The sequence below is a fragment of the Paenibacillus ehimensis NBRC 15659 genome (assembly GCF_004000785.1).
Taxonomy (GTDB): Bacteria; Bacillota; Bacilli; order Paenibacillales; family NBRC-103111; genus Paenibacillus_G; species Paenibacillus_G ehimensis.
Genome location: NZ_BILX01000059.1, coordinates 1 through 25,085, shown reverse-complemented (window position 1 = coordinate 25,085; position 25,085 = coordinate 1). Strand labels below are relative to the sequence as shown.

The following is a 25,085-nucleotide window of genomic DNA, read 5'->3' as shown; positions in this document are numbered from 1 at the left end:
TGACAGACCGGCCCGGACGGGCCGCCGCATCAGGCAAACCACGAGCCGACTTTGTTCATAAGATCCCATAAGAGGAAGCGCACTTCCGGCTGCGGAGCATCCTGGGCTTCCGGTTGAGCCTTGGATGGGACGGGAGCCTTGCCGCTGTCCGCCGCTTTTCCGTTCCGCACCTTGGGATCGCCTCCGGCGCTTCCTTTTTTGCCCTCTGACTTATCTTTCTTTCCCGCTTCGGCAGCGTCCCGTTTCGAAGGCGGGGCATGCTCGCCTTTCGCCGTTCCGCCATTTTCCGCAGACTCTTCCGCAGCGGCGGCATACGCCGTGCTGTTCTTTTTCACGACACCCGTGTCTGCGAAGCATAAAGGCGGGAACAGCACGCACCACCAGTTCTGCCCTTCGGCGGCGCCGATGGCTATGCGCAGCGCTTCATACTCCCCAGCGGGATACACTTCGTTGTTATATACTTTAGCCGGGAACGGGACCATCCCCAGTTCCACGCGATACGTATAATCAAAACCGTTCTTGCGCAGCGTTTCGCCGACGAGCTTATCGAGCTCGGGCAGATGGTCGCGCAAGGTTTGCCGGGCCGCTTCGATTCCTTGAGGCTCACTCGTCCAGCTTTTCATCCGCTCCATCACGGCGTCGCGCACTTCGCGCTTTACCCATTGATCGGCCGGAGCGTCGGAGTTGGCCAGAATGCGCAGACGGATCGCTTCCTTCGGAATCGAGCTCCCCGCTTCCATTTCGCGCTCCGCCGTAACCAGCATCGCGTTGGAACGGTTCGTTTCCCAACAGGCCAGCATCACCATTAACGCAAAAGCCAAGTATGCATATCGTTTCCATGCAAACCGTTTGACCATTCTGTACAGCCCCTCTCGAACTCTAGCATCTCTAGTTGTCAGTATGCTCGGGTTTGAGAGAGTTTATACTTGGCCGGAAAATAAAGTTCTGCGCCCCGCGCTTGCATAGCGGTTGTAAGCCGTCCTGCCTGTTATCATGCTTATTCCTTGCTTCGATAAGCGATCACATGCCGGTCGATCCCTGCCAAATCCGGCACGATCCGCACCTCGTTCCAATCGGCCGCCCACTCCAGCAATCGGCGCACCTCGTCCGCCTGCCCTTGGCCGACCTCGAAGCCGACCAGCGACGGCATCCCCGGCAGCTCGCCCAGCTGCGCCGTCAGGCGGCGGTACGGCTCCAGCCCGTCCGCTCCGCCGTACAGCGCCGTCCGCGGCTCGAACAGCCGCACCTCGGGCTGCAGCCCCGCCTCATCCGCCTCCGGGATGTACGGCGGATTGGACACCACCAGATCGAGCCGCTCGCCGCGCTCGATCCACGGGCCGAGCAGGTCCCCTTCCACGAAGGCGACCCGCCCGGCCACCCCATTGCGCTCGGCGTTCACCCGCGCCACCGCAAGCGCGTCCGGCGCGATGTCCGACGCCGTCACGCGCCACGAAGGGCACTGCACCGCGAGGCTCACCGCGATCGCGCCGCTGCCTGTGCCGACGTCTGCGACCGTCGGCGAAGCCACACCCCCGGCACCCGGCCCGTCCGCGGCATTACCGAAGAGCTGCCGCCCGAGCCGGACCACCTGCTCGACCAGCAGCTCCGTCTCCGGCCGCGGAATAAGCACCGCCGGCGTCACCGTAAAGGGGAGCCCGTAGAACTCCTGCTCCCCGATGATATACTGCACCGGCTCGCCGCTCGCCTTGCGCTCCAACAGCCGCTGCCAGTCCGCCTCCCGCTCCCGCGGGAACGGCTCCGGCCAGCGCAGCAGCAGCCCGCTGCGGCTCTCGCCCAGCAGGTGCTCGAGCAGCCGGGAGGCATTGGCCTCCGGTTCCCGCACCCCGCGCTGCCGCAAAAAAGAAGAAGCCTCGGCATAGGCTTCACGTATCGTTATCCGCCGCTCGTCACGCACCGGCGTATTCTCCTTTTTCCATCTGCTCGGTTTGCGAGGCGATCGTCAGCGCTGAAATGATCTCATCCATATCGCCGTTCAGCACGGCGTCCAGCCGATGCAACGTCAAGCCGATGCGGTGATCGGTCACCCGGCTTTGCGGGAAGTTGTATGTCCGAATTCGCTCCGAGCGGTCGCCCGTACCGACCTTGCTTTTTCGCTCTGCACCGTATTTTTCCATCTCTTCCTGCTGCATCTTGTCGTAAATACGAGCGCGCAGCACCTGCAGCGCCTTCTCTTTGTTCGAGTTTTGCGACTTGCCGTCCTGACAGGTCGCCACGATCCCGGTAGGGATATGCGTCACCCGCACGGCCGATTTCGTCGTATTGACGGACTGCCCGCCCGCGCCGCTCGAACAGAACGTATCGACGCGAATATCGGCATCGTTGATCTCGATGTCGAAGTCTTCCATCTCCGGCATAACCGCTACCGTCGACGTCGACGTATGAATGCGCCCGCCCGATTCCGTCGTCGGAATGCGCTGCACGCGGTGCGCCCCGCTCTCGAACTTCAGCTTGCTGTAAGCGCCCTTGCCGTTCACCATGAAGATGATCTCCTTAAAGCCGCCGAGATCGTTCATGTTCACGTCAAGCACTTCTGTCCGCCAGCCCTGCGCATCCGCAAACTTGGTATACATCCGGTACAGGTCCGCCGCGAACAAGGCCGCCTCGTCCCCGCCGGCCGCACCGCGGATTTCCACGATGACGTTCTTATCGTCGTTCGGGTCCTTTGGCATCATCAGCACCTTGATGCGTTCCTCAAGCTCCGTTTTACGCTCCGCCAGCTCGTCAAGCTCCATCTTCACGAGCTCCTTCATTTCGTCATCAAGCTTTTCGTTCTGCATCGCCCGTGCCGCTTCGTATTGCTCGGAGACGCTTTTATACTCCATGTAGGCGTCGTACGTCTCCTGCAGATCGGACTGCTCCTTGGAATATTCCCGCAGCTTCTTCGCGTCCCCCGCAACATCCGGGTCGCACAGCAGCTCACTCAACTTTTCATAACGGTCGGCCAAGGCTTGAAGCCGGTCCAGCATCGTCATTCACCCTTTCTTTTATTCCGTTTTTCGTAAGTTTGCCCGTTCCGGTTCCTTTGCAGCTCCCGTGGAGCTTACAGCCTTTCTTCCGGCTGCCGCTCCTTTCTCCGTTCCACCGCGAAGTCGCGGCCGAAGCGAGAGACGGTCTCTCAAGTCCCTCAGTCCGGCCTCGCTATACGTTGAAACGGAAGTGCATGACGTCGCCGTCCTGAACGACATATTCCTTGCCTTCCAGACGCAGCTGTCCTTTTTCCTTCGCCGCATTCATCGAGCCGGACCCGATCAAATCTTCGTAGCCGACGACTTCCGCCCGAATAAAGCCGCGCTCGAAGTCCGTATGAATCACCGCCGCCGCTTGCGGGGCTTTTGTGCCCTTGCGGATCGTCCAAGCGCGTACTTCCTGCACGCCGGCGGTAAAATACGTATACAAGCCAAGCAGCTTGTAGGCCGCTTTAATCAGCCGGTTCAAACCGGACTCCTGCAGCCCCAGCTCCTCGAGGAACATCGCCTTGTCTTCGCCTTCCAGCTCCGCGATCTCCGATTCGACCTTGGCGCTGATCGGCACGACTTCCGCGCCTTCCTGCGCCGCGTACTCGCGTACCGTCTGCACGTACGGATTGCCCTCGGCGTCGGCCACTTCCGATTCGCTCACGTTGGCCGCGTACAGCACCGGTTTCATCGTCAGCAGGTGCAGATCGCGGATCAGCAGCTTCTCTTCGTCGCTGAGCTCCACGCTGCGGGCCGGTTTATCGTTGTAAAGCGCTTCTTTGATCCGTTCGAGCACTTCTACCTCTTGCGCGTACTTTTTGTCCCCGCCTTTCATGTTTTTGCGGGAGCGTTCAATGCGCTTATCGACGGAATCCACGTCCGCCAAAATCAGCTCAAGGTTAATCGTCTCGATGTCGCTGATCGGATCGACCTTGCCCGAGACGTGGGTAATGTTCTCATCCTGAAAGCAGCGCACGACGTGTACGATCGCATCCACCTCGCGGATGTGCGCCAAAAATTTATTGCCCAGTCCTTCGCCTTTGCTGGCGCCTTTGACCAGGCCCGCAATATCGACGAATTCGAATGCCGTCGGCACGATGCGGTTCGGATTGACGATCTCGGCCAGCCGCTCAAGACGTTCGTCCGGCACCTCGACGACACCGACGTTCGGATCTATAGTACAAAACGGGTAGTTCGCCGACTCCGCACCGGCTTGCGTAATCGCGTTAAACAACGTAGATTTGCCAACGTTCGGCAGTCCGACGATCCCTGCTTTCAATGCCATGAAAAGGACAACTCCTTCAGTGTATTTCTAAGCAAATTCCTAACTTAAAATTATACTACACAACCGGCCTTTGTGTCACCTCATGCCCGCACAGCAAAAAATACCGGCTTCGCGTTCCGCAAGGCCGGCTCATTTCGCATATTCGCTCCGTTCTCTCGCTGTCCCCTACTCTTCCGGTTGGCCGGAAGCCTTTCTGAGCTCGTTCGCCAGCCGGTGAAATTCCGCCTGGCCTTCCGCATCGTCAATCGCCAAATACGACGCGGACAAAAAACGGATCAGGTTGTTCGCATCCTCCACGCTGAGAGGCGCATCCGGCGGGTCCGGCGTAACGCTGGAAGCATACTCGTCCGCCACGTCCTGCAAAAAATCGTCGAAGGTCTTCCCAAGCAGTCTCAGCGGCTCCCTGGGGTCCGTGCGCCGTGCCGGATCGAGCATGTAATGGCCGGCAATGTCCGTCCCGGGATTCAAGCCGTACCGGTAGCAGGCATAAGCCAATACCCAAACGTACCGTTTATACGCTTCGCCCAAATCGATGCGTCCCCCGTAGCAAAGCTCGACCGCACCGGCCGCATCATTGGCATCCGCACCGTAACGGATGTTGTCCGTCGTTACGTTATACACGACGTGATACGCCTTCTCCGCAGCCCCCGTCAAAAACGGGATGCACTCGATAATCTCCCGGTCGTCCACAAACAAATGCGCCGAAGCCGACATGTCGTTTCGGGTCCGCTCGTAATACGCTACGTTGGCTGCAGCCGTCGCACCGGGATTGCCCGTATCGTGCGCCACCATGAAGCGGCACGGGTCCAGAGCAAGAACCGGGCGGCGTTGGCTCGGCCCCGTCAAATACCGGGGAACGATCTCATATTTCATCGTAAACGCCATGCTGTTCACCACCTCGAAGCTTTTATCTTTATGATATGCTCCAAGTTACTAACCGGTCCGGCGCGTTTGCCGATGCAGATGGCGCCTTTTTTACTCTTCCCGTTTCAGCGCAAAATGTGCCTCCACCTGTTTTTTCAAGATGAATGCGCGCAGGGAATTGGCCTTATCCGCGGCAAGCTCGACGAAATGGGCCCCGTAATAACAGCCGAACTCCATCGGCTCCGTCCGTATAATTTCCGCACGACAGTGCATGGAGAAGCCCAGATCGAGATGCAGCTGCACCAGCGCGTCCCGATCCAGCTCGACGGGTTCTTCGATAATGAAACCTATCCCGCTGAGGCTGATGTTTTTAACGGTGAGCGGAATTTGCCCTTCCGGGACCTGCCAAGAGTCGTCTTCGTTGCGGTAAGAAACGAGAGCTCCCTTTTGATTCACCTCGACACGGGGATGCTCGCGCTTTTCCGCGAACCGGTTCTGATGCTGGGGCGGAATGAGGACCATGACCGCGCCCTGATCCTTTGCAACGACCGTCGACTCGAACGGGGAAAAGCCTCCCGGCGAATAAATCGTCAGTTTGACCGCATCGCCCAATTCGAATGCTTTGTATTCCGTCATTTCGATTTCGAGAATATCCCCTTCGACGTATGTCAATATTCCGGTGGATACGAATTTCTCTTTCTCCACTGCGATTCGGCTGTTCAGCATAACTGTGCCGGTGCTGCGGTGTCTTTCTTTGGATTGATCAAGATGCTTGCCGGAAACAGCCGGTTTGTTCATCCGTTACGTCACCATCCTTGGTTTTTTAAGTGATGTCCTTGGCGCAAAAAAGGCCGCCTCCCCCGTAACGGAAGAAACAGCCGGCGAATTCCGCATCTTTTCGGCGGCCAGGCTGTCGTAGTCCGTCTGCGGACCTTAGACCCTAAGCTTTGCGTCGCTGCCTTTCAGCAGGTTTGCCATGAACGAATGGTTGCAATACTTTACTATCATTTATCGTATATGTAAAAACAATGAATTATAGGACATTTTGCCTAATCCATACTATATTTAGTTTACCGATTCCCCATCAGCGTTCAATGGTATCGCTAAACTTCATTTTTGCTTAATAATTCACAATGGGGATAACTTTGCTATTCACACCTTCAACAGTCTGTGGATAACTGCGAGATTCGTTTTATTTCTTGCTTTTTCGACTTAATTTATCTACAATGAATTGAAAATAGAGTCTTTTATCCACAATTTTATCCACAGCGTGTTAACAACGAATACTTGTTCGAGAACGCAGTGTGCACACATACGCTAATCGAGGTGTCCAGTTTGTCCGAAGCCTTATGGGAAGAACATTTGCCTTTTATGAAAGCCGCGATCGAGGAAGCGCAGAAAGCGGAAGCGATACGCGAAGTGCCGATCGGAGCGGTCGTCGTGCTCGGCAGCGAGATCATCGGCCGCGGCCACAATGTCCGCGAAACGACGCGGGACCCGCTAGCGCATGCCGAGCTGATCGCGATTAAGCAAGCGAGCGAGCATCTGGAAGCTTGGCGTCTGCTGAACTGCCGGCTCTATGTTACGTTGGAGCCTTGTCCAATGTGCGCAGGTGCAATCGTGCAAGCCCGAATCAGCCAAGTCGTATTCGGTACCCCGGACCCGAAAGCCGGGTGCGCGGGCACGCTGATGAATCTCCTTCAAGAGGACCGGTTCAATCATCGGGTCGAAGTAATCGGCGGGGTGATGCAGCAGGAATGCGGAACGATGCTGACGCAGTTTTTCCGCAAGCTGCGGGGAAAAGAGTAACTAACGGCTTCTAGCATGCGCTGCCACAATTTGTGGCGTAAAAAAAGAGGCCGTCCTCTTTACATTTTCTTAGGACAGTGGTAGAATAAAAAAGCTTCGTGCTAAGGCACACCGACGAGACGTGGCTCAGCTTGGTAGAGCGCTTGGTTCGGGACCAAGAGGTCGCAGGTTCAAATCCTGTCGTCTCGATACTTTGAAAACAAGAATTGCGGTCATGAGACCGCAATTTTTTTTATTTTTTTACGGAATCGACTGAAAAAGAGCTTTGACCCGGCTTCCTATCCGGCTCCAAAGCTCTTTTTCATTACGAGGCTAATTCTTGCTATTCGCCCGGTTATAATCCGCCAACGCTTTGTTGATTCGGGTGGTCATGGTGGCGATGGCCTTGTCGATGTCCTTCTTATCGTTGACGTAGGCCAAAATTTCTTCTTTCATCGCGGTGCTGATTTCGCTGGATACCGCATTCATCGGCTCTTGCGTATCCGGCGAGGAAGCATGCAGCTGGTTGATCGCTGTTTTAAACAGCGGATTTTTATCCAAATGCGCCTTCATGTCCGGCAGATCGTACGTCTTCAAGTTGACCGGGAAATAGCCCGTCCCGGAGTGCCAGACAAACTGGGTTTCCGCAGACGTACTGTATTTCATGTATTCCCGGGCCGCATCGATTTTGGCTTTGTCGCCGCGGTCCATCGTGTATAATGCGGAGCCTCCGACCGCCACGCCGCCCTTGTCGTCCGGACCTACTTTCGGAAGGAACGCCGTTCCGACTTCGAACTTCCCGCCGACGGCGTTCAGCACTCCTTTGAGCCCGGCAGTCGAATTCACGAACATAGCCAGCTTGCCTGCCGCGAACTCTTCGTTCTGATTCGTTTCCGTTCCTGTCTGGATTCCGCCGTAAGCGACCGCTTTTTTCCACTCCGTCATAAATTTCTTCATCATTCCGTTCGAGTCGAATTCCACGGCGGTCATCGTATTGGCGCGGCCGTTTTTGTTATTCCCGATATAGCCTCCCTGCATGCCGATCCAGCTGGACAGATGATACAAGTCCGGCGTTCCGGAAAAGCCCCACTGGCTGGTTTGCTTACCATTCTTCTTCGTCAGCTTGGCGGCAAACTGCCCCATCTCGTCGATCGTCGCCGGCGGCTGCTCGGGATTTAACCCGGCTTCCTTAAACAAATTTTTGTTGTAGTACAGCAAAATGGTAGAGTTGGCAAACGGCACGCCGATGAGCTTGCCATTGTAGCTGAAGGAGGCGACGACATTCGGCTCCAGGTCCGCTATGCGAAAGGAAGAATCTTGGTCGGCCAACGTCTGCGCCGGAATCACATAAGGGATATCCTTCATATAAGCCGTCTCCGAAGCGGGAGACTGCACGATGTCCGGCAAGTTTTTGACATCCTTGGCCTGCACCGCGGCTCTTACTTTCTTCATCAAGTCGCCGTAGCTGCCTTGAAAGACAGGCGTAATGACGATGCCTTTTTCCTTGCCGACCGTATCGTTGAAGGTCTGAGCCACTTTCTTGACGACCTCTTCGTTGGCGCCGCCCATCGCGTGCCAGAAGGTCAGGTTCACCGGTCCGGCACTCGTCGACGGAGCTGCGCTGCTGTCGGACGTCGCCTTGGCGCTCGGATTCGCGCCGCCACCGCATGCGGTCAATACGTTAAGGGCTGTCAATATGCTGACTAAGGTGATGATGGGCTTTTTCATTTGGTTATCCTCCTCAGGTAGTGGGCTATGTAGGTTGTCCCTTACAAATTACGGTCGAATACCGGGCCTCTCTTATCCTTTCAAGCCGCCCGATGTGACGCCGAAGACGAGCTGCTTCTGAAAGAAGACGAAGACCAAGACGGACGGAATGAGGATCACGGTTACACCGGCCATAATCGGCCCGTACACCATCCCTTCCGGGAATTGCAGCATCGTGATGCCGACCTGCACCGTTCTCATCTGCTCCGAATTCGTCACCAGCAGCGGCCACAGGTACGTATTCCAAAGACCGATAAACGATGTAATCGTGATTGAAGATAAAACGGGCACGGACATCGGAAGCAAAATTTGCCCAAAAAAACGCAAATCCCCGCAGCCGTCCACAAACGCCGCATCCCTGTAATCCCTCGGCACGCTCATAAAGTGCTGCCGCAGCATAAACATGAACACCGCTGCCACCAGCATGACGATCATGACGCCGCCGTAGGTATTGATCAGCCCCATCTGGGCGACCGTAATATAGTTGGTGATGATGAGCATATCCCCGGGGATCATCATCGTCCCGAGGATGAGCAGGAACCACCCTTTCTTCCACCGGAATTCCATAAACGCGAAGGCGTACGCCGCCAAGCTGCTTGTAATGAGCCGGCCAATGGTGCCGACAACCGCGATCAGGAACGAGTTCCACATAAACATGAAGATCGGCGTCGAGGTGAATACCGTTTTGTAATTATCCAGGAATAACGTGCTCGGAAACAGTCTGGGCGGGTAAGAACCGAGATCGGACGGGCTCATCAAGCTGACTCCGATGCAATAAACAAGCGGGAAAATGACGATCAGGCCCGCCAGCATGGAGATTGCGGTCACTCCCCAATCGTACAGCCGCTTCGATGCCGTCATGTGTAATGCACCCCTTTTTTCTCGTATGCGAAGGTGATCAGCGTAAAGATCATGACGATGAAGAAAATGATGACGGCGATAGCGCTTCCGTATCCATACTTGCCTTTCTCGAAGGCTTCCGTGTACATCCAGTACACCATCGTCTCCGTTGCGCCCATCGGCCCGCCTTTGGTCAGAATCGAGACGGGACCGAACACCAGCAGGGAGCCGATCAAATCGGTGCACAGCAGAAAAAACAACGTCGGCGAGATGAGCGGCAGCTTGATTCGAAAGAGCTTTTGCATGTAGCCGCTCCCTTCCATCTCGGCCGATTCCAGCAGCTCCTGCGGGACGTTCCTAAGGGCAGCCAGCAAAAACAAGAAGCTGAACCCGATGCTCATCCACACCGAAATGATCGCAATGCCCGTTAGCGCATAGGTTTCATCGCCGAACCAGTTCAAGTCCAGGCCGGTGATATAATTGAACATCCCGATCGTCGGGTTCATAAGCAGTTGGAAGATCATAACCGCGGACGACATGGAGACGGCCATTGGCAAAGCGAACATCACTTGATAAATACGGCTGCCTTTCCTCACCTTCTCCGCCAGCAGCGCCAAGGTCAGCGTGATCAACAGCATAGCGGGCACCGTCAGAATGGTGAATTTCAGCGTATTCAGCAGTGCCCGGAGCAGCTGCTCATCCCGGAATGCTTCGACGAAGTTTTCCAGCCCCACGAACTCCACCGGATTGCCGAGCATGTCCACCAGCGTAAAGCCCAAAACCATCGTTTTGACAAAAGGGTAATAGTTGAAGAGAAGCAACAATACGATGCACGGCAGAATAAACAAATAGGGCTTCAGCCTCCGTCCGATTTTGCTGCCGGTCTGCTTGCGGGCGGCTTCTTTAAACGTCGGCTTGGAAGCGTAAGAAGCGTCCGGATTCATCTGCATTCCTCCTCTCCCGGGCTGCCGTTCGGCAGCTCTTCGCCGATGGGCTCCCTCCACAATTCATGCGTCCCCATTGAGACGGCTACCGCCCCGCTTTGCAGCGCCTCCTTGATATGATCCCGGGTCCGGATCAAACCGCCTGCAATAATCGGGATATTCGTCTCCTGCCGATACACGCGAATATATTCCGGCAATAGCGCAGGCATGATCTCGATCGCATTCGGCTGGGTTTCCTGCACCGATTTGAGGCCTGATTTGACCGAATCGCTATCGAATAAAAACACCCGCTGAATCGTAAGCAGGCCCTCCTTCTTGGCAAGCTTGATCAGTTGATTCCTCGTCGTAACAATGCCGTCAGGCTTGACGCAGTTGGCCAGGAAGGCCATCCCTTCGCTATCTTGACTTAGTCCCCCGAGCCGTTCTACGTGAAGAAATACGGGAATCCTGTTCTTTTTGTACAGGTCCACAAAGCTTTTAATATTGCCGATGTTGCCGATCGAAAGCACCACGGCGCCGATCTGGGCCTTCGAGGCCTTCTCCAGCGTCTTGTGCTCCTTAACGGATGCAATGATCCGGCTTCGACGCAGTTTTTCCAAAAAATCCAGATCCCGCATATCGCTCAGCCCGCCTTTCTGACACAAAAAAACCTTAAATAGACTTTTCCCGCCCTGCAGCTTCGTGAAAAAATCTAATTAAGGTTTCTCCATGACTCCAACCTATCGGATTGATTTACTTGTTCGGTTACAGCATACCCCTCGTATGTTAGAGCAAGTTTAACCGGGTCTAAAGATATTGTTAACGCGGGCATCGACAACAAGAGAAAATAACTATAATCGTTCTTTCCGTACCGTTTCATTTATAATAACAATGGGGAGCTTCATGATTATGGAAAAGGAGAGCTGAAATGGATATTGTCGTTTCTAAAGCCGCGGTAGAGCAAAAATCCGTCGTGCGAAATTTGCTGGAGCTGTATAAGTATGATTTTACCGAATTTGATCCGGAAGACGTGAACGAGCACGGATTATTCGAATATCCGTACCTGGATCATTATTGGACGGAGGAAGGAAGACACGCTTTCCTCGTTCATGTGGACGGGAAGCTGGCCGGGTTGGCCTTGATTCGGGAGCTGGGGTCGGATGAGCGGGTGTATTCGGTCGCCGAATTTTTTGTCATGAAAAAATACCGCCGTCACGGTGTCGGGCGTGAAATGGCTTTTGCTTTATTTAACCGGTTTCCGGGTCAATGGGAAGTGGCGCAAATGGAGGAGAACGTGCCGGCCCAGATGTTCTGGAAACGGATCATTGATGAATACACGAAGGGCAGCTATGAAGAGATTACAAGAGACGATTGGGAAGGTCCCATTCAAACCTTTCGATCGGCCCCATAAACAAACAGCGGCCTTCTCCTCAGCTTTTGGAGAAACGGCCGCTGGCTCAAATGCTAGTGGACCGTAAATAATCGGTCCATTTTCTATGACCCGGTAATCTCAATCGGGTTGTGGTACCTGTCCCGCACCTCCGCTTGGATATCCTGCGGCAGCACCACGGTAACGCTCATATCCGGATAGTCGGAATGAAAGCCCCGCCGCACAGGCGGCTGCTGGAGCTGAACATACATCGTATCGCCGATGGTATGAATGGAGTACGCCTTGTCTTGCGGGACGGACTCTCCTCCGTCATTCGCGACTCGCTCCCGGTAGCTGCCGAACAGATGCACCGTTTGACCGGACGTTTTGTCCACCTTCACCTGCTGGCCCGCCGTCTGCACGACGATTCGCTTCACCTCGGCCGCTACCGCCTCTTTGGCTTCCGGCAGTTCGACCGTCCGCTCCACTTCGCTAAGCAGGTGCCGGACTTCGCCAATGACGCCAAGGCCGGACAACAGGGTGAAGCCCAAGCAGCCAAAGAACAGCACGCCGACGAAAAACACGCTGATAAAATCGTAGCGTACCCCGCCGTTCTCCTTGCGTGCGACGAACAAATAGACGATGATCTCAAGCCCGAGCAGGACGAACAGAAGCGGCCACCAAGCCATAAGCGTATCGTACGCGGCAAGCCCCCTCAGTTGGGCCGTTACCAGCACGACACCGAGAAAGATAAGCGACAGTCCCATAGACAGTGTACCTACGCGCCATGGTCTCATGAGCGGTCCCCCCTGCCCTTTTTATTTCCGAGCAGAAGCCGAATGCCCCCGCCAATCAGCAGCACCGAGATGACGAACGTTTGCAAATACTGGTCGAACCAACGCATGACCCGCCGCTGCTGTTCTTCCGGAAGCCAAATATCCAGCGCGCTCAGCAGCACGCGATCAAGCAAATAATACCCCCCGAGCGCAAGCAACCCGTATCCGAGCCACCGCTGATGGTGCAGCAGCCAATCGACGACCGGCACGTCCCTCAATTCCTCGCGGCCGCTCTTGGATACCATCTGCAGCGCGTCGAAGAAGCTGAAAAACCACAGGATCGGAATCAGGAACATGAACAGCGACAGCCGCATCACATCCATGATATAGATGCAGAACAGAAAGGCCGCCATGAGCTGCAGGCCGCGCTTTTGCAAGCCCAAGTACATATGCCCGGCCCCGGGGAAAATCGAGAGCAGCGTAGCCAGCGTTCTATTCTTCTTGCCCGACTCCCGGGTCTCTTGAAATTCTTCAAAAATCGTCCGGTCCGTCAGGACCTCTCCCCGCTCCTTCCGTCCATACTGCTGCACGCAGTCGAACATGCAGTACAGCCAAATGACCGGCAGAGCGCCGAGAAATACGAGGAATACGTCGCGGTGCGTAATGACGCTGAGGAAGAAGATCAGCACCGTCAGCCCGAAGAACAAGACCATAAAGCCAAGCCCGCGCTGCATAAGCCCGAGGTGGAGATGGCCGAGCCCCGGAACGAAAGAAAGCGCTATAGTGCGAAAACGGTCGTTCATCTGGGCTGCGGCATCATGCGGCCAAGACCGGTAGCTTCCATCTGCAGGTCCATACGGCTGGCCTTCCCCGGGGTGGGATTGCCGGCTCGCAGGAGGACGGCCGCCCCGGGTAAGCAGGAAAAATACCATATCGAAGACATTAATGACGGCAATAGCAAGGGCAACTAACAAAATTAAGAACGCGTCGTTCCCCCTAGATTGTGTAGCGACCAAGAACGTCAGCAGCGCCAGGCCAAAAAATCCAAACCCGTACACCAACCCCCGGAATATGCGCCCCATATACAAATGGCCCAGTCCGGGAATGAACGACAGCAGGAACGCCGCCACCGGACTTTTATATGTGTTCATCGGGTACCTCCTCTTTCATGTTTCGGTTGGATGGAATCGAGTATGCCAATCGTCTTCTCCAGCAAGATTTCGGAGAATGGAACGTAGGCTTCCGCCCGATCCGAAGCGGAATGGGACATGCGGCCGGGCTCCGGATGGCCCATAAGCGATTGGAACACGCCGGTGCTCATTAAGAGCAGCGTGATGGCCGCAGCAACAGCATAATGGAAAAAGGGACTCTGCGTCCAGGGAATACGCCGTTTGCGCTCTGGCGGTTGGTTCGCGAGATCATCTTCGGCCCTGGGAGCAAGCGGCTGCTCTTCCGTCCAACGCTGCATGACGGCAGCTGCAAATGCGTCCGAATCCGGTAGTGCCGGCAGCCCGGCAGCCATTTGCCCGATACACTCCATGTACAGCTCCAAGCAGGTGTCGCAGCCGTCCAGATGCGCCTCGCAGCGCTCCCTTTCTTCCGGCGGCAACTCATCATTCACATACTGCATCCAGATATTCAGCGGCCTGTGTTGATTCATTCCCACTCCTCCTCCTTCCATACCTTCCGCATATATTGCTTCGCCCGGTACAGCTTCGATTCTACCGTTTTGATCGCAACCTGCTGCTCTTCGGCAATCTGTTGATAGCTTTTTTCCTCAATATAAAAAGCGACCACGACATCCCGGTAATTTTCCGGCAGACGATCGAGACGTTCACGAACATACGTGCTTCTCTCGCGTCGGATGACCTGTGTCTCTACGGGGCTGCTCTGGAGCGGTTCGGGAGGCGTGCGTCCCTCCCAGTCATCCGTTAAGTCTTCTTTCTTGCGGTCCTGCGACCGTTTGAAATCGATTGCTTTATTGACGGCGATTCGCGTGAGCCAGGTTTTGAGGCCTTGGTATCGGTATTGGGGGAGAGACGCATATATTTTCAGCAGCGCTTCCTGCGTGACGTCTTCTGCATCTTTCGTAGAACGCAGCACCCCGTAGACCGCTTGAAACAAATAGTTTCCGTATTTGTCCACCAGTTCACGGAAGGCATCTGCGTCGCCCGATACGATGCGCGCAATCCATGCTTCTTCTGTAATCGTTCTCCCCCTCCCTTCTCAGCGAATAGACGAACCGGGGCAAGCAAAACCCTGCATTATTTTTATAAAACTTAAAAAAGATCTTTTTATTGTAACGGTCATACCGGGCGGGAACAATGGAAAACAAAACAAGAGCCGGACAACGCCCGGCTCCTGCAACCTGCTATGAATTGATAAATCCGACATGTACCAGCATCTGCTTCAGAATTACAGCCGCTAACGCACGGCTCCATTCGTTCTAATTGCTTTGAGATGGCCCCGACTGCTGCGGGATCGGCGTATCCAGCGAACCTCCCCCTACCGCCCGATAAGCGATATTATGCAGAGCTTGCTCGCCCAAGCGCTCTTTCAATTGCTGCTTATATAAGCTGATCGGCGTCACGTGCTGCCCGTGCCATTCCCAGTAAGCCTCCTTGCGCGGCCGCGTATCGTAATCCGTATTCGGCAAAAATCCGGGTACCTTCTCTCCGACATGGCCGATTGCGTAGTTTTGGGCCGTCGGCGGCTGCTGGCTCGTCAGCTTTCCTTCGGTATTCCATGTGACATAGTTCGCTCCCGCCCAGCCGTGACCGCTTCCCAGCCAACCCCGGTCCCGGATCATGATCGGGGATTGGATATTGTCGAACAGCCCGCCCACCGACCAGCGATGATGCGGCTCACTTGTGTTGTAGTCGATCCGGCTCTCGCCTTCCAGAAATACGTTAGGTCCCTGCACGCGGCTGTCCACCACATAACCGTGCCTTGCCGTCTCCGCATACGTGCGCTGCACCAAATTTTGCTGCCCTTGAATGTAATAAGCGTAACGTCGTCCACCGGTAATAATGCTGACCATATCGAACACTTTGGAGTCCTGCACGGTTACCCATTTTGCGCTGCGGCCCATTTGCACCAAGGCATAAGCCAAGTGATAACCGGTCACGTCCCGGACCCAGGCATTTTTCACGCCGTTCATCATGACAAAGCGCTCGGTATGCTTCTCGTCGGCATAATACGGGTCGGTCTTCCCGTTATCCATGGTCGTATCGATGACGGACGGGTCAAAAGCCGAATCCACCCGCATCTTCTCCACGCCGACCTTCTCGATCCGCTCGTCGTCGTTGTACTTGTACAGCTGTCCGCCGCCCCAACGAAGCTCGATGCTGTTCGCCAGCGGCGCGTCCACCGTAACCTCATTGCCGTTAATGCCGGTAATGACGCGGTCAAAATCAAGGTTGAACGGCCCCCATTGACTGACGGTGCCCCCCGGCCGTTTGTAAATATAATCCATACCGATTTCAGTAATAAAACGGGCATTGCCGATCCGGCGCACAATGACTTTATCGCCTATTTTGTAGGCGCTCGCGTCTTTCACGTGAAACGTTCTCGCCCCGGAAGGGACATACAAGTCCGTCACCTCCGTCATAGAGGCGCTGTCGATGACCGGTCCTTTGGATGAGCCGATTTCGATCAGATTGCGGGGTTTATTCCCCGAGCCGAACAGGAGCGTACCTCCTTCGTCCTGCCCTTCCCCGCGCAGTACGACGCCGCCCGTCCGAACGTACAGCGTGCCTTCGATCTCGTAGCGACCCTTCTTCAGCAGAACCGCTCCGCGGAATCCGTCGGGTCCGACCGGTAGTTGAGACACCTCATCGATCGCCTGCTGGATTCGCGCCGTATCGTCGCCTTCTCCCGGCTCGACCGCCACACGGGCCTGTACATCCGGAATCGGGACCCCGCCGCCCATATACCCGGCGTTCGAGAAATCGATCACCCGGTTGCCTTTATAGTCCGGGACATAGACAAGCTTGCCGTCAGGCCCCATATATGCAATGCTGCTCTGCCCGCCCGGAATCGCATCCGGATCCAGCGCCATAAAATAGAACACGTCATAGGCCGGAGGCAAGCCTTCCCTTTCCAGCGTCAGCCGGATCTCGTAGCTCCCGGGTTGATTGGCTTTGAACGGAAGCGTGATGTTCTTCGTTTCCGCCTTGTTCACAGCTACTTTCGGAATTACCGCCACAGGCTGACCGTTTCGGACCACTCTCCCGCTCACGTCCAGCTTCACATTCGCCTGCACCGATACGGCTGGAAAATCGTCACCGGGCTGCAGTACCGCAGGCTGGCCGATCTCCGTTTTCATGCGGGGGTGAGAGAGCGAAGTATTCGCAATCAACGCTTCCGCCAAAAACTCGTTCGGATCTTTGACCAAGATCCAAATATCCGGGGTAGTCAGCGTCAGGTCCTTAGTCACCTTCACTTCCGTGTACACCGTGCTCGCTCCGACTTGAAGTGCCGTGACGGTTCCGTTCTGTTCCACCATGATGAACTTCGTATTCGTTTTTAACGTTTTATTGTAATTGGACAAGTCGACGATCTCGCCGTTCTTTCGCTTTCCCTTCAAATTCAGCGGCAGCGTTTTTGAATCGCCCTTCTTCAGCTCAATCGCTTCGTTTACGGCATAAGGCTGCCCGTTCTCCTTAACGAAATAAACGCTTGCCAAATCCGCCGGAACGCCCGGTTCCTCCGGATTCGGTCCGGGACCGTCCCCACTCTCCCGATAAACGCCCCATTCGAACAAATTGATATTGCTGTTCTTACTGAGCGTGATATCCAGCTTCACATACCGGGCGGAGGTATCCTTAAACCGGATTTGATCCTGTACGGCCAAATCGCTTTTCTTGGAGGCAACCTCTTCCCAAGTTGTGCCGTCCGACGATACAAGTGCGCTTACAGCCGACACCATATCCACACTCCGAAAAGATACCGTAAATGTATTAAACGTTTCCGCCTTGCCCAGATCCGCCGAGATCCACACGTTCATATCCTCCCGGTCTTTCGCCAGGGGCTGCCAGTACGTCGAGGCATCGCCGTCGACTGCAGCTGTCCCCGGTCCGGTGGAGCTCGCTTGCGAGCTTGTTTGGACCGGCTTCTTCCGCACAAGATTGACAGGCTGTTCTGCCGCCTCGGTTTTCACAGCTGGTATTCCAATCGTTACGGCCAGGATAAAAGAAAGGGGGAAACCTATCCACTTGCGCCAAACCATTGTGCATACCTCCGATTTCTATGAATTTTAGAAAACGCTTGCAAAAAGAACATACCAAACTTTTCCCAGCATAGAAGATGTGCTATTTTATGCTCTACCTGTATATTTTTTCGTTTCGCCCTGCAATCCATCAGCGGTGACCGACTTTATTCCCTTTGAGCGGTATGGTATAATGGATATTGCTTGAATCAAGTCCCCGTAGCTCAACAGGATAGAGCAGTCCTCTCCTAAAGGACCGATAGAGGTTCGAGTCCTCTCGGGGACGTTTGTACATTTACGTAATCCGAAATAACTGAGGCCCTGAAAGGGCCTCTTTTGCTTTTCAACCTGCGCATTTTGTGCATAAAAAACGTCCCTCATGCCATACTAGCGTTGAGGTGACGCCGATGGCCAGCAGGAACGATACGGATGAAGAGATCTACATTTTCAACAACGAAGCAATTAACGATGTCAAGACAGATGCTACCGGTGAACCGGGCTCTTCCAAACGGACGGATGTCTCTGAAACGCCAAAAAACCAATCCAACGAGCAAGCTTGACAACGGCCAAGAGCCCGCAGTACGATTTCGTTTCGTGCCGCAGGCTCTTCTCATTTTCATTCGGTTAAAACGAGCGGACCATTGCGGGTAATAGCAACCGTATGCTCGAATTGTGCCGACAGGCTGCCATCGTACGTTCTGGCAGTCCAGCCATCGAAGTCGATAAACATCTCATGCTTTCCCGCGTTGATCATCGGCTCGATCGTGATCACCATGCCTTCCTGCAGCAAAAATCCGCGCCCTGGCTTGCCGACATGCGCAAAGGAAGGTTCTTCATGCATCTCGCGGCCGATACCGTGTCCGACCAAATCGCGAACGACGGAAAAGCCGGCTTGCTGAGCGTGCTGCTGCACCACATGCATGACGTCCCCGATCCGATTCCCGACAATGGCTTTTGGGATCGACAAATCCAGGCACTCCTTCGTGACGCGAATTAAACGCTCCGCTTCCTCTGATATTTTTCCGACGGCATACGTACGGCAAGAATCGGCCATCCACCCGTCGTAGCTGCAGACAATATCCATCTTTAAGATGTCCCCGTCCTGCAACGGCTCTTGGCTAGGAAAACCGTGGGCAATGACATCGTTCACGGATGCGCAGGTGGCGAACGGATAGCCTTTGTAGCCTTTAGTCACTTGCTTTGCACCATGCTCGCTTATGAATCGTTCGGCAAAATCGTTGATTTCAAGCGTCGTCAGCCCGGGACGAACCATCTTGGCGATTTCTTGATGGCATTGAGCCAATACGGCGCCGGCTTTAGCCATTAAAGCAATTTCCTGCGGCGATTTTAAATGAATCATCAGACCACTCCTCCTTCCGACGATAATTGATTGCGTGCGACGTGGAGGAAACCCGATGCACGACAGACAACAGTCGGTTTCCAACTATTTTACGACGATTCCCCGTATCCTGCCACTCAGGTCGAGATAAGCTCCTTCCCGTTTACAAAATCGTGCAGCGGTATGTGCATTATGACGCAAAGAGTGATTAATATCACGCAAAAAATGCATTCTCTTTTGTTGCGGTCTATGGTAAAATAAGGTTTCAATCACAAAATCGAGGTGGACATGATGCCGGCAAACAGCTGCTATTACATCATTTATGATGAATACTCCATTTCCATTTGTACCATGTTGGACGATGTATGTGATGCGATAGCAGGCGGGTCCTTGTTATACGGATACACGGATAGCGAGGAAATGGCTCACTTGTTATTGAATGAATGCTTTTTTAGGGTGGAGAGAGAAAAAAACAATCTATAACCATGTAATATAAAAACGACAGCCTCTTACCTTTTGTAAGAGGCTTATTTGTGCTATCCTTCACCGTTATTATGGCGGCTATGGTTTTGATTCTTTACTTTTTTCGAACCGGACAAGGGGGCATTGGGCTGACGGCTCTCTTCTTGATTGTGCCGGCCGCTTGGAGGATTGACCGGCTGTGGAATATCTTTGGGCATCGTTGGACCTTCTCCCTTCAGTCGATATCGGACATAGGCTCATGAGGCGGCTTATCGTGGTTTAAGGCATCCTGATGCCGGTGATCGTTTGTTTGTTGCTGCACTTGTTGAGCTTGATGGCTGGTGACCGCCGTTTTGTCCAAATCTTTCACGACATTTTGCAAATTTTTATCGACACTGCTTTTATTTTGAGTCATGATTTGACCTTCCTCCGTTTAGCTATGCGTAAAAGCATGAAGCTGCTGGGCGCACTCGTGGATATGTCTTACATAATCGTCCACGAGCGTTTGAATAATGTCGGTCCGCTCGTCAACAGTTGTACCTTCCCTCTCAACGTCAACCAACTCCACCTGCACTTCGCGGGAATCGACATACGTGCACTTAAAATCGAAGCTGTAATTACTCCGTCCGGCTGTCGCGATATGAATCCGAATAACGTTCGCTTCCGCTTCATCCGCCTTCACTTCCGCACGGTCCGAGGCGTTCAAGACGGTCGGCAGCGTTCTCGCCCAAGCTTCCGCCAAACGTTGGTTGTCCACTTGCAAGCTGTCGTTTTTACTCATGAGTCACACCTCCATGGTTGTTAACATGCGAAGTCCGCGACCTTCTTATACCAAGGACGAAGCAGCAAAAAAAGCCATCAAAAAAACGACCTCTCGCAAGGTCGTTTCATATTTTGATGTATGGCGGAGAGGGTGGGATGCGTCCGCTTCGCGGCCGACTGCGATGTATCCCTATCGAAGCTTATGCTCTGACGAACCCTATGGGTTCTCATCCCACCTGCTTGCTCCACCATACAAAAAACGACCCCTCATTTGGGGTCGTATACTTGTATGTATGGCGGAGAGGGTGGGATTCGAACCCACGGTGCCCTCACGAACACGGCGGTTTTCAAGACCGCTGCCTTAAACCACTCGACCACCTCTCCGGGTGACACCAAGCATTGTATCATAAATCAAAAAGCTTTATCAAGCTCTATTTCTTGCTGATCCTTGTAACATTCCCCATATAAGGCTGCAGCACTTCCGGAATCAGCACGCTGCCGTCTTCCTGCTGATAATTTTCGAGAATCGCAGCGACCGTCCGGCCTAACGCCAGACCCGATCCGTTCAGCGTATGAACAAATTCCGGCTTCGCTTTCGCATCGCGGCGGAAGCGGATGTTCGCACGGCGCGCCTGGAAATCTTCGAAGTTGCTGCACGACGAGATTTCACGGTACGTGTTGCTACTGGGCAGCCATACTTCCAGATCGTACGTCTTCGACGAGGAGAAGCCCAAATCGCCCGTACAAAGCGCCATAACGCGATAAGGCAGCTTCAGGAGCTGCAGCACCTTCTCCGCCTCGCCAGTCAGCTTTTCAAGCTCTTCATTCGATTGCTCCGGCAGAACCATCTTCACGAGCTCTACCTTATTGAATTGATGCTGGCGAATAAGTCCGCGAGTGTCGCGCCCGGCCGAGCCGGCCTCGGAGCGGAAACAAGCGCTGAACGCCACGAAATATTTCGGCAGATCCTCCAGAGCCAAAATATCGTCCCGATGGTAGTTTGTCACCGGTACCTCGGCAGTCGGGATCATGAAATAATCCGAGCCTTCGATCTTGAATACATCTTCTTCGAACTTTGGCAGCTGTCCGGTCCCCGTGAGGCTATCGCGGTTTACGAGGTAAGGAGGAAGCATCTCCGTATACCCGTGCTCGTCCGCATGCAGGTCCATCATAAAGTTCATCAGAGCCCGCTCCAGACGCGCCCCAAGCCCTTTATAGAATACAAACCGGGAGCCCGTAACCTTCGCCGCCGATTCAAAATCCAAAATATCAAGCTCTTGTGCCGTTTCCCAGTGAGGCTTTGGCTCGAAAGAAAAGGATGGTACCTCGCCAACCCGGCGAATCTCCACATTGTTCTCTTCCGAACCGCCCACCGGCACATCCGCTTGCGGCATATTCGGAATGGCCAGAATGATGGTATCCAGCTCGGCTTCCAGCCCCCGAATTTCCTCATCCAGCGACTTGATACGGTCACCGACAACCTTCATCTCTTCGATCAAGTGATCGGCGTTTTCTTTCGCTTTTTTCAGCTGCGCCACTTCTTGCGAAACGACGTTTCTGCGGTTTTTCAATTGCTCCGTTTCTTGCAAAAGCTCTCTGCGCTTCAAATCCAGACTTGTAAAACGGTCCAGCTCCTCCAGGTTTTTACCCCGGTTGGCCATCCCTTGTTTCACCTTGTCCAAATCCGCGCGCAGCAATTTTATATCTAACAAGGAGATCCCTCCTGCTTCGTCTCACGTACCATGTCCAAAAAATAAGCGTGCATTCGTTCATCATCGGTCAGCTCCGGATGAAACGATGCAGCCAGCAGATGCCCTTGACGGGCTGCAACGATCTGGTCACGGTACGTCGCCAACACTTCCACGCCTCCGCCCACCTGTTCGATTAGAGGCGCACGAATGAATACCGCACGCACATCCCGATCGATACCCTTAATATCCAAATCCGTTTCAAAGCTTTCCCGCTGCCGGCCAAAAGCATTGCGCGCAACCCGGATATCCATCAGTCCAAGGTGAGCCTCTTCCTGCCCTGCAATATGCTTTGCCAGCACAATCAGTCCTGCGCATGTGCCGAAAAGCGGCTTGCCCTGCCGCGAAAACTCGCGTAGGGCATCTATGAATTGATAGGTCCGCATCAGCTTGCCGATCGTCGTGCTCTCGCCGCCCGGAATAATCAATCCGTCGATCTCCGCCAGCTGTTCCGTCCGCTTCACTGCGACACCAGTGCCGCCGGCTTTCTCGATCATGTGGATATGCTCGGCCACGGCGCCCTGCAGCGCCAAAACACCTATGTTCATCCCTCTATACCTTCTTCCCGAAAACAAGCTCCAGCCGGCTTACCAGCCACGCTCCTGCATCCGTTCGGATACATGCAGCTTGGAAATTTCGATCCCTTTCATCGGCGTACCGAGATTTTTCGAAATATTCGCAATCAACTCATAATCCGTATAATGGGTCGTAGCCTCTACGATCGCTTTCGCGAATTTCTCCGGATTTTCCGATTTGAAAATACCCGAGCCTACAAACACGCCATCGGAGCCCAAATGCATCATGAGCGCCGCATCCGCTGGAGTTGCTACACCGCCAGCCGCAAAGTTGACAACCGGCAACTTTCCGGTTTCATGCACTTGCAGCAGCAGCTCGTAAGGAGCGCCCAAGTTTTTGGCTTCCGCCATCAGCTCGTCCTTCGACAAGCTTTGGATTTTGCGGATTTGGCCCGTGATCATACGCATATGACGAACGGCTTCGACAATGTTGCCCGTTCCCGGCTCGCCCTTCGTACGGATCATCGAAGCGCCTTCTCCGATCCGGCGAAGCGCCTCGCCGAGGTCTCTCGCGCCGCACACGAAAGGTACTGTAAATTCCTTTTTATTGATATGGAACACTTCATCGGCAGGAGTCAATACTTCGCTCTCGTCGATGTAGTCCACGCCCATCGATTCCAGTACTTTGGCTTCGACAAAATGTCCGATACGCGCCTTGGCCATAACCGGAATGGAAACAACTTTCATAACTTCTTCCACGATGGTAGGGTCGGCCATCCGGGCAACGCCGCCAGCCGCACGAATATCCGAAGGAACTCTTTCCAAAGCCATAACGGCAGAAGCGCCTGCAGCTTCAGCAATGCGCGCTTGCTCTGCGCTCATGACGTCCATGATGACGCCGCCTTTTTGCATTTCGGCCATACCTTTTTTAACGCGGGATGTACCTGTTTCCATATCCGATTCCTCCTGGGAACATATCGTTAATATTACTTCCAGCCACATGAAATTAGGACAAACTACTAAAAAATTATTTTACAGCAAGCGCTTCAAATTAACAACCCGTTTGCCCTGTTTTTATCCCTTTTTGCCGCTGAACATATCGACGAAGAAGTCTTTAATCGCCCGGAAAAACAACCGGAACCAACTGCCCTTCTCCACTTCCTCCGAGGCAACCAGCTTGGTCGTATATTCTTTGCCCCCATACGTCACTTTGACCGTTCCGAGCTCTTGCCCCTGGGCAATTGGTGCGACCAGCTTGCTCTCATCCGTCAGCGGTTCCGCCGTGATTTGGAATTGCTCTTTAGGTGTCCCTTTTTTGGCGACAATCCTGAGTTCCGATTGCGTCACGACTGGAACTTCCGTAGCAACGCCTTTTTTAATATTGACTGTTTTCAAATTTTCTATTTCCTGCTTCGCATTCAGCACCGGAACGAATTCGAAATTATTAAAGCCGTAGTCCAGCACTTTGCGGGTTTCGATAAAACGGTCCGGCTCCTTCGGCGCCCCCATAACGACGCTAATTAACCGCATACCGTTGCGTTCAGCCGTACCTGTAAAGCAATAAAGCGCCTCTTTCGTGCTCCCTGTCTTTAACCCGTCCAGCCCTTGGTATGCAAACTTCTTAAAGTTAGTGTTATCTTTGTTTCCTTCGAGCATCCAGTTCCAATTGATCATCGGAGACTTGTCCTTCTCCCGGAACTTCCTGGACGGAGTTGCCGTATATTTCAATACTTCTTTGTGATCCTTAATAATATTATAAGCGATAAGAGCCGCATCTCTGGCCGTCAGCATCGTTTCGCCTTGCACTTCGGTAGGCGCATATTTCCCCATATCCGCTCTCGGCAAGCCCGTTGCATTGATAAAATGAGCCTTGTCCGACAGCCCAAATTGTTTTGCTTTCTCATTCATCATCTTGGCAAAATTTTCTTCGGTATCGGCAATTTTCTCCGCTAACGCTACCGAGGCATCATTGGCCGAATAAATCGACATCGCGGCAAACATGTCATCTACCGTAGCTTGTTCGTTCAAAGCCAGCAGACCACCGGAACCGATGACATCAGCTGCATTTTGGCTTGTAGTAATCATCTCTGTTGAACTGATTTTTCCGTTTTTAATGGCTTCCATCACCAAGTATTCGGTCATCATCTTCGCCATACTGGCCGGAGGATACGCTTCGTCAGCATTCATTTCATATAAGACTTGCCCGGTACTCGCTTCCATGAGGATCGCAGATCTGACATTGAGCTTCAAATCTGGGGCATCCGCTGCTTGTACAGACGCGGATTGTACCAGAACAAGAGTGGCGTTCAGCAAAAGAGTGGCAGCTACGATCGAACAAATGCGTTTTACTTTAAAAAACAACCAACTCACTCCTAAAAAAAATTTTATAAAATAACGTACGTTTAATTGTACCACAAGCCTCTTTCGCTTTACAAAAACAAAACGGAAGCCTGGGGCTTCCGT

Annotated in this window: 26 protein-coding genes, 3 tRNA genes and 1 riboswitch; of the genes, 5 read left to right on the top strand and 24 right to left on the bottom strand. The window is 53.8% G+C overall.

All coding sequences use genetic code 11. The features are described from left to right. Positions 1 to 29: 29 nt before the first annotated feature. The 6 genes from spoIIR to PEH01S_RS25355 form a co-directional block, all read right to left on the bottom strand. Entirely contained in the window at positions 30 to 857 is an 828-nt protein-coding gene (gene spoIIR / locus PEH01S_RS25380; protein WP_127488803.1) for a stage II sporulation protein R, read from the bottom strand. Between the two features lie 140 nt (positions 858 to 997). Further along, positions 998 to 1,915: a peptide chain release factor N(5)-glutamine methyltransferase gene (gene prmC / locus PEH01S_RS25375; RefSeq protein WP_127488801.1), complete on the bottom strand. Its 918-nt coding sequence runs from the start codon at positions 1,913 to 1,915 to the stop codon at positions 998 to 1,000. Further along, complete coding sequence (prfA, locus tag PEH01S_RS25370) at positions 1,908 to 2,987, bottom strand: peptide chain release factor 1 (protein ID WP_025850337.1); 1,080 nt, start codon at positions 2,985 to 2,987, stop codon at positions 1,908 to 1,910. The genes prmC and prfA overlap by 8 nt, the downstream gene beginning before the upstream one ends. 172 nt (positions 2,988 to 3,159) lie before the next feature. Beyond that, a complete protein-coding gene (gene ychF / locus PEH01S_RS25365) occupies positions 3,160 to 4,260 on the bottom strand; it encodes a redox-regulated ATPase YchF (protein ID WP_025850336.1) in 1,101 nt (366 codons plus the stop codon). A 165-nt stretch (positions 4,261 to 4,425) separates the two neighbouring features. Next, the gene (locus PEH01S_RS25360) at positions 4,426 to 5,145 is read right to left on the bottom strand and encodes a peptidoglycan recognition protein family protein (RefSeq protein ID WP_025850335.1); all 720 of its coding nucleotides are present in this window, start codon (positions 5,143 to 5,145) and stop codon (positions 4,426 to 4,428) included. Between the two features lie 90 nt (positions 5,146 to 5,235). After that, positions 5,236 to 5,922: a PilZ domain-containing protein gene (locus PEH01S_RS25355; RefSeq protein WP_025850334.1), complete on the bottom strand. Its 687-nt coding sequence runs from the start codon at positions 5,920 to 5,922 to the stop codon at positions 5,236 to 5,238. Between the two features lie 99 nt (positions 5,923 to 6,021). Then, a riboswitch (cyclic di-GMP riboswitch) is annotated at positions 6,022 to 6,110 on the bottom strand. 349 nt (positions 6,111 to 6,459) lie between these two features. On the opposite strand from PEH01S_RS25355, the gene tadA reads away from it, so the two are divergent. Further along, positions 6,460 to 6,933 (top strand): tRNA adenosine(34) deaminase TadA, encoded by a 474-nt coding sequence (tadA, locus tag PEH01S_RS25350; protein ID WP_025850333.1) that lies wholly within the window; start codon positions 6,460 to 6,462, stop codon positions 6,931 to 6,933. 115 nt (positions 6,934 to 7,048) lie between these two features. Beyond that, positions 7,049 to 7,122: transfer RNA gene (locus tag PEH01S_RS25345), tRNA-Pro, on the top strand. A 123-nt stretch (positions 7,123 to 7,245) separates the two neighbouring features. On the opposite strand, the gene PEH01S_RS25340 is transcribed toward PEH01S_RS25345, so the two are convergent. The 4 genes from PEH01S_RS25340 to PEH01S_RS25325 form a co-directional block, all read right to left on the bottom strand. Continuing rightward, positions 7,246 to 8,640, bottom strand: a complete 1,395-nt coding sequence (locus PEH01S_RS25340; RefSeq protein WP_127488797.1) for an ABC transporter substrate-binding protein — start codon at positions 8,638 to 8,640, stop codon at positions 7,246 to 7,248. Positions 8,641 to 8,712: 72 nt separating this feature from the next. Then, the gene (locus PEH01S_RS25335) at positions 8,713 to 9,540 is read right to left on the bottom strand and encodes a carbohydrate ABC transporter permease (RefSeq protein ID WP_127488795.1); all 828 of its coding nucleotides are present in this window, start codon (positions 9,538 to 9,540) and stop codon (positions 8,713 to 8,715) included. Beyond that, on the bottom strand, positions 9,537 to 10,463 hold the full coding sequence (locus PEH01S_RS25330) for a carbohydrate ABC transporter permease (protein ID WP_127488793.1): 927 nt from the start codon (positions 10,461 to 10,463) through the stop codon (positions 9,537 to 9,539). The genes PEH01S_RS25335 and PEH01S_RS25330 overlap by 4 nt, the downstream gene beginning before the upstream one ends. Beyond that, a complete protein-coding gene (locus PEH01S_RS25325; RefSeq protein WP_127488791.1) occupies positions 10,460 to 11,080 on the bottom strand; it encodes a glycerol-3-phosphate responsive antiterminator in 621 nt (206 codons plus the stop codon). The genes PEH01S_RS25330 and PEH01S_RS25325 overlap by 4 nt, the downstream gene beginning before the upstream one ends. A 290-nt stretch (positions 11,081 to 11,370) precedes the next feature. On the opposite strand from PEH01S_RS25325, the gene PEH01S_RS25320 reads away from it, so the two are divergent. After that, positions 11,371 to 11,853 (top strand): GNAT family N-acetyltransferase, encoded by a 483-nt coding sequence (locus PEH01S_RS25320; RefSeq protein ID WP_127488789.1) that lies wholly within the window; start codon positions 11,371 to 11,373, stop codon positions 11,851 to 11,853. An 83-nt stretch (positions 11,854 to 11,936) separates the two neighbouring features. Here the strand turns inward: PEH01S_RS25320 and PEH01S_RS25315 are convergent, their stop codons facing one another. The 5 genes from PEH01S_RS25315 to PEH01S_RS25295 form a co-directional block, all read right to left on the bottom strand. Further along, positions 11,937 to 12,608 (bottom strand): hypothetical protein, encoded by a 672-nt coding sequence (locus tag PEH01S_RS25315; RefSeq protein WP_127488787.1) that lies wholly within the window; start codon positions 12,606 to 12,608, stop codon positions 11,937 to 11,939. Next, complete coding sequence (locus PEH01S_RS25310) at positions 12,605 to 13,738, bottom strand: hypothetical protein (protein WP_025850326.1); 1,134 nt, start codon at positions 13,736 to 13,738, stop codon at positions 12,605 to 12,607. Before PEH01S_RS25310 ends, PEH01S_RS25315 begins: the two co-directional genes overlap by 4 nt. Then, complete coding sequence (locus PEH01S_RS25305; protein WP_164828043.1) at positions 13,735 to 14,247, bottom strand: anti-sigma factor family protein; 513 nt, start codon at positions 14,245 to 14,247, stop codon at positions 13,735 to 13,737. Before PEH01S_RS25305 ends, PEH01S_RS25310 begins: the two co-directional genes overlap by 4 nt. Beyond that, entirely contained in the window at positions 14,244 to 14,768 is a 525-nt protein-coding gene (locus tag PEH01S_RS25300; protein WP_084159629.1) for an RNA polymerase sigma factor, read from the bottom strand. Before PEH01S_RS25300 ends, PEH01S_RS25305 begins: the two co-directional genes overlap by 4 nt. 265 nt (positions 14,769 to 15,033) lie before the next feature. Then, on the bottom strand, positions 15,034 to 17,748 hold the full coding sequence (locus PEH01S_RS25295; RefSeq protein WP_164828042.1) for a discoidin domain-containing protein: 2,715 nt from the start codon (positions 17,746 to 17,748) through the stop codon (positions 15,034 to 15,036). A 261-nt stretch (positions 17,749 to 18,009) separates the two neighbouring features. Here PEH01S_RS25295 and PEH01S_RS25290 point away from each other — a divergent pair. Both PEH01S_RS25290 and PEH01S_RS34780 read left to right on the top strand, forming a co-directional pair. Next, positions 18,010 to 18,082: transfer RNA gene (locus PEH01S_RS25290), tRNA-Arg, on the top strand. Positions 18,083 to 18,203: 121 nt separating this feature from the next. Next, positions 18,204 to 18,356 (top strand): hypothetical protein, encoded by a 153-nt coding sequence (locus tag PEH01S_RS34780; RefSeq protein ID WP_161782261.1) that lies wholly within the window; start codon positions 18,204 to 18,206, stop codon positions 18,354 to 18,356. 56 nt (positions 18,357 to 18,412) lie between these two features. Here the strand turns inward: PEH01S_RS34780 and map are convergent, their stop codons facing one another. The 9 genes from map to PEH01S_RS25240 form a co-directional block, all read right to left on the bottom strand. After that, positions 18,413 to 19,156 (bottom strand): type I methionyl aminopeptidase, encoded by a 744-nt coding sequence (gene map / locus PEH01S_RS25285; protein WP_025850322.1) that lies wholly within the window; start codon positions 19,154 to 19,156, stop codon positions 18,413 to 18,415. Between the two features lie 515 nt (positions 19,157 to 19,671). Then, the gene (locus PEH01S_RS25275; RefSeq protein WP_084159627.1) at positions 19,672 to 19,815 is read right to left on the bottom strand and encodes a small acid-soluble spore protein P; all 144 of its coding nucleotides are present in this window, start codon (positions 19,813 to 19,815) and stop codon (positions 19,672 to 19,674) included. Between the two features lie 17 nt (positions 19,816 to 19,832). Beyond that, positions 19,833 to 20,012, bottom strand: a complete 180-nt coding sequence (locus PEH01S_RS25270) for a hypothetical protein (RefSeq protein WP_025850320.1) — start codon at positions 20,010 to 20,012, stop codon at positions 19,833 to 19,835. An 18-nt stretch (positions 20,013 to 20,030) separates the two neighbouring features. Next, positions 20,031 to 20,378 (bottom strand): hypothetical protein, encoded by a 348-nt coding sequence (locus PEH01S_RS25265; RefSeq protein ID WP_127488781.1) that lies wholly within the window; start codon positions 20,376 to 20,378, stop codon positions 20,031 to 20,033. A gap of 275 nt (positions 20,379 to 20,653) precedes the next feature. Further along, positions 20,654 to 20,743: transfer RNA gene (locus tag PEH01S_RS25260), tRNA-Ser, on the bottom strand. Between the two features lie 47 nt (positions 20,744 to 20,790). Beyond that, positions 20,791 to 22,071, bottom strand: a complete 1,281-nt coding sequence (serS, locus tag PEH01S_RS25255) for a serine--tRNA ligase (protein ID WP_127488779.1) — start codon at positions 22,069 to 22,071, stop codon at positions 20,791 to 20,793. Further along, the gene (gene pdxT, locus PEH01S_RS25250) at positions 22,065 to 22,655 is read right to left on the bottom strand and encodes a pyridoxal 5'-phosphate synthase glutaminase subunit PdxT (RefSeq protein ID WP_127488777.1); all 591 of its coding nucleotides are present in this window, start codon (positions 22,653 to 22,655) and stop codon (positions 22,065 to 22,067) included. Before pdxT ends, serS begins: the two co-directional genes overlap by 7 nt. A gap of 39 nt (positions 22,656 to 22,694) precedes the next feature. Next, positions 22,695 to 23,576: a pyridoxal 5'-phosphate synthase lyase subunit PdxS gene (pdxS, locus tag PEH01S_RS25245; RefSeq protein WP_025850316.1), complete on the bottom strand. Its 882-nt coding sequence runs from the start codon at positions 23,574 to 23,576 to the stop codon at positions 22,695 to 22,697. 120 nt (positions 23,577 to 23,696) lie between these two features. Continuing rightward, positions 23,697 to 25,085 (bottom strand): D-alanyl-D-alanine carboxypeptidase family protein (locus PEH01S_RS25240; protein ID WP_307720123.1); only part of this gene is annotated, 1,389 nt, incomplete at its 5' end.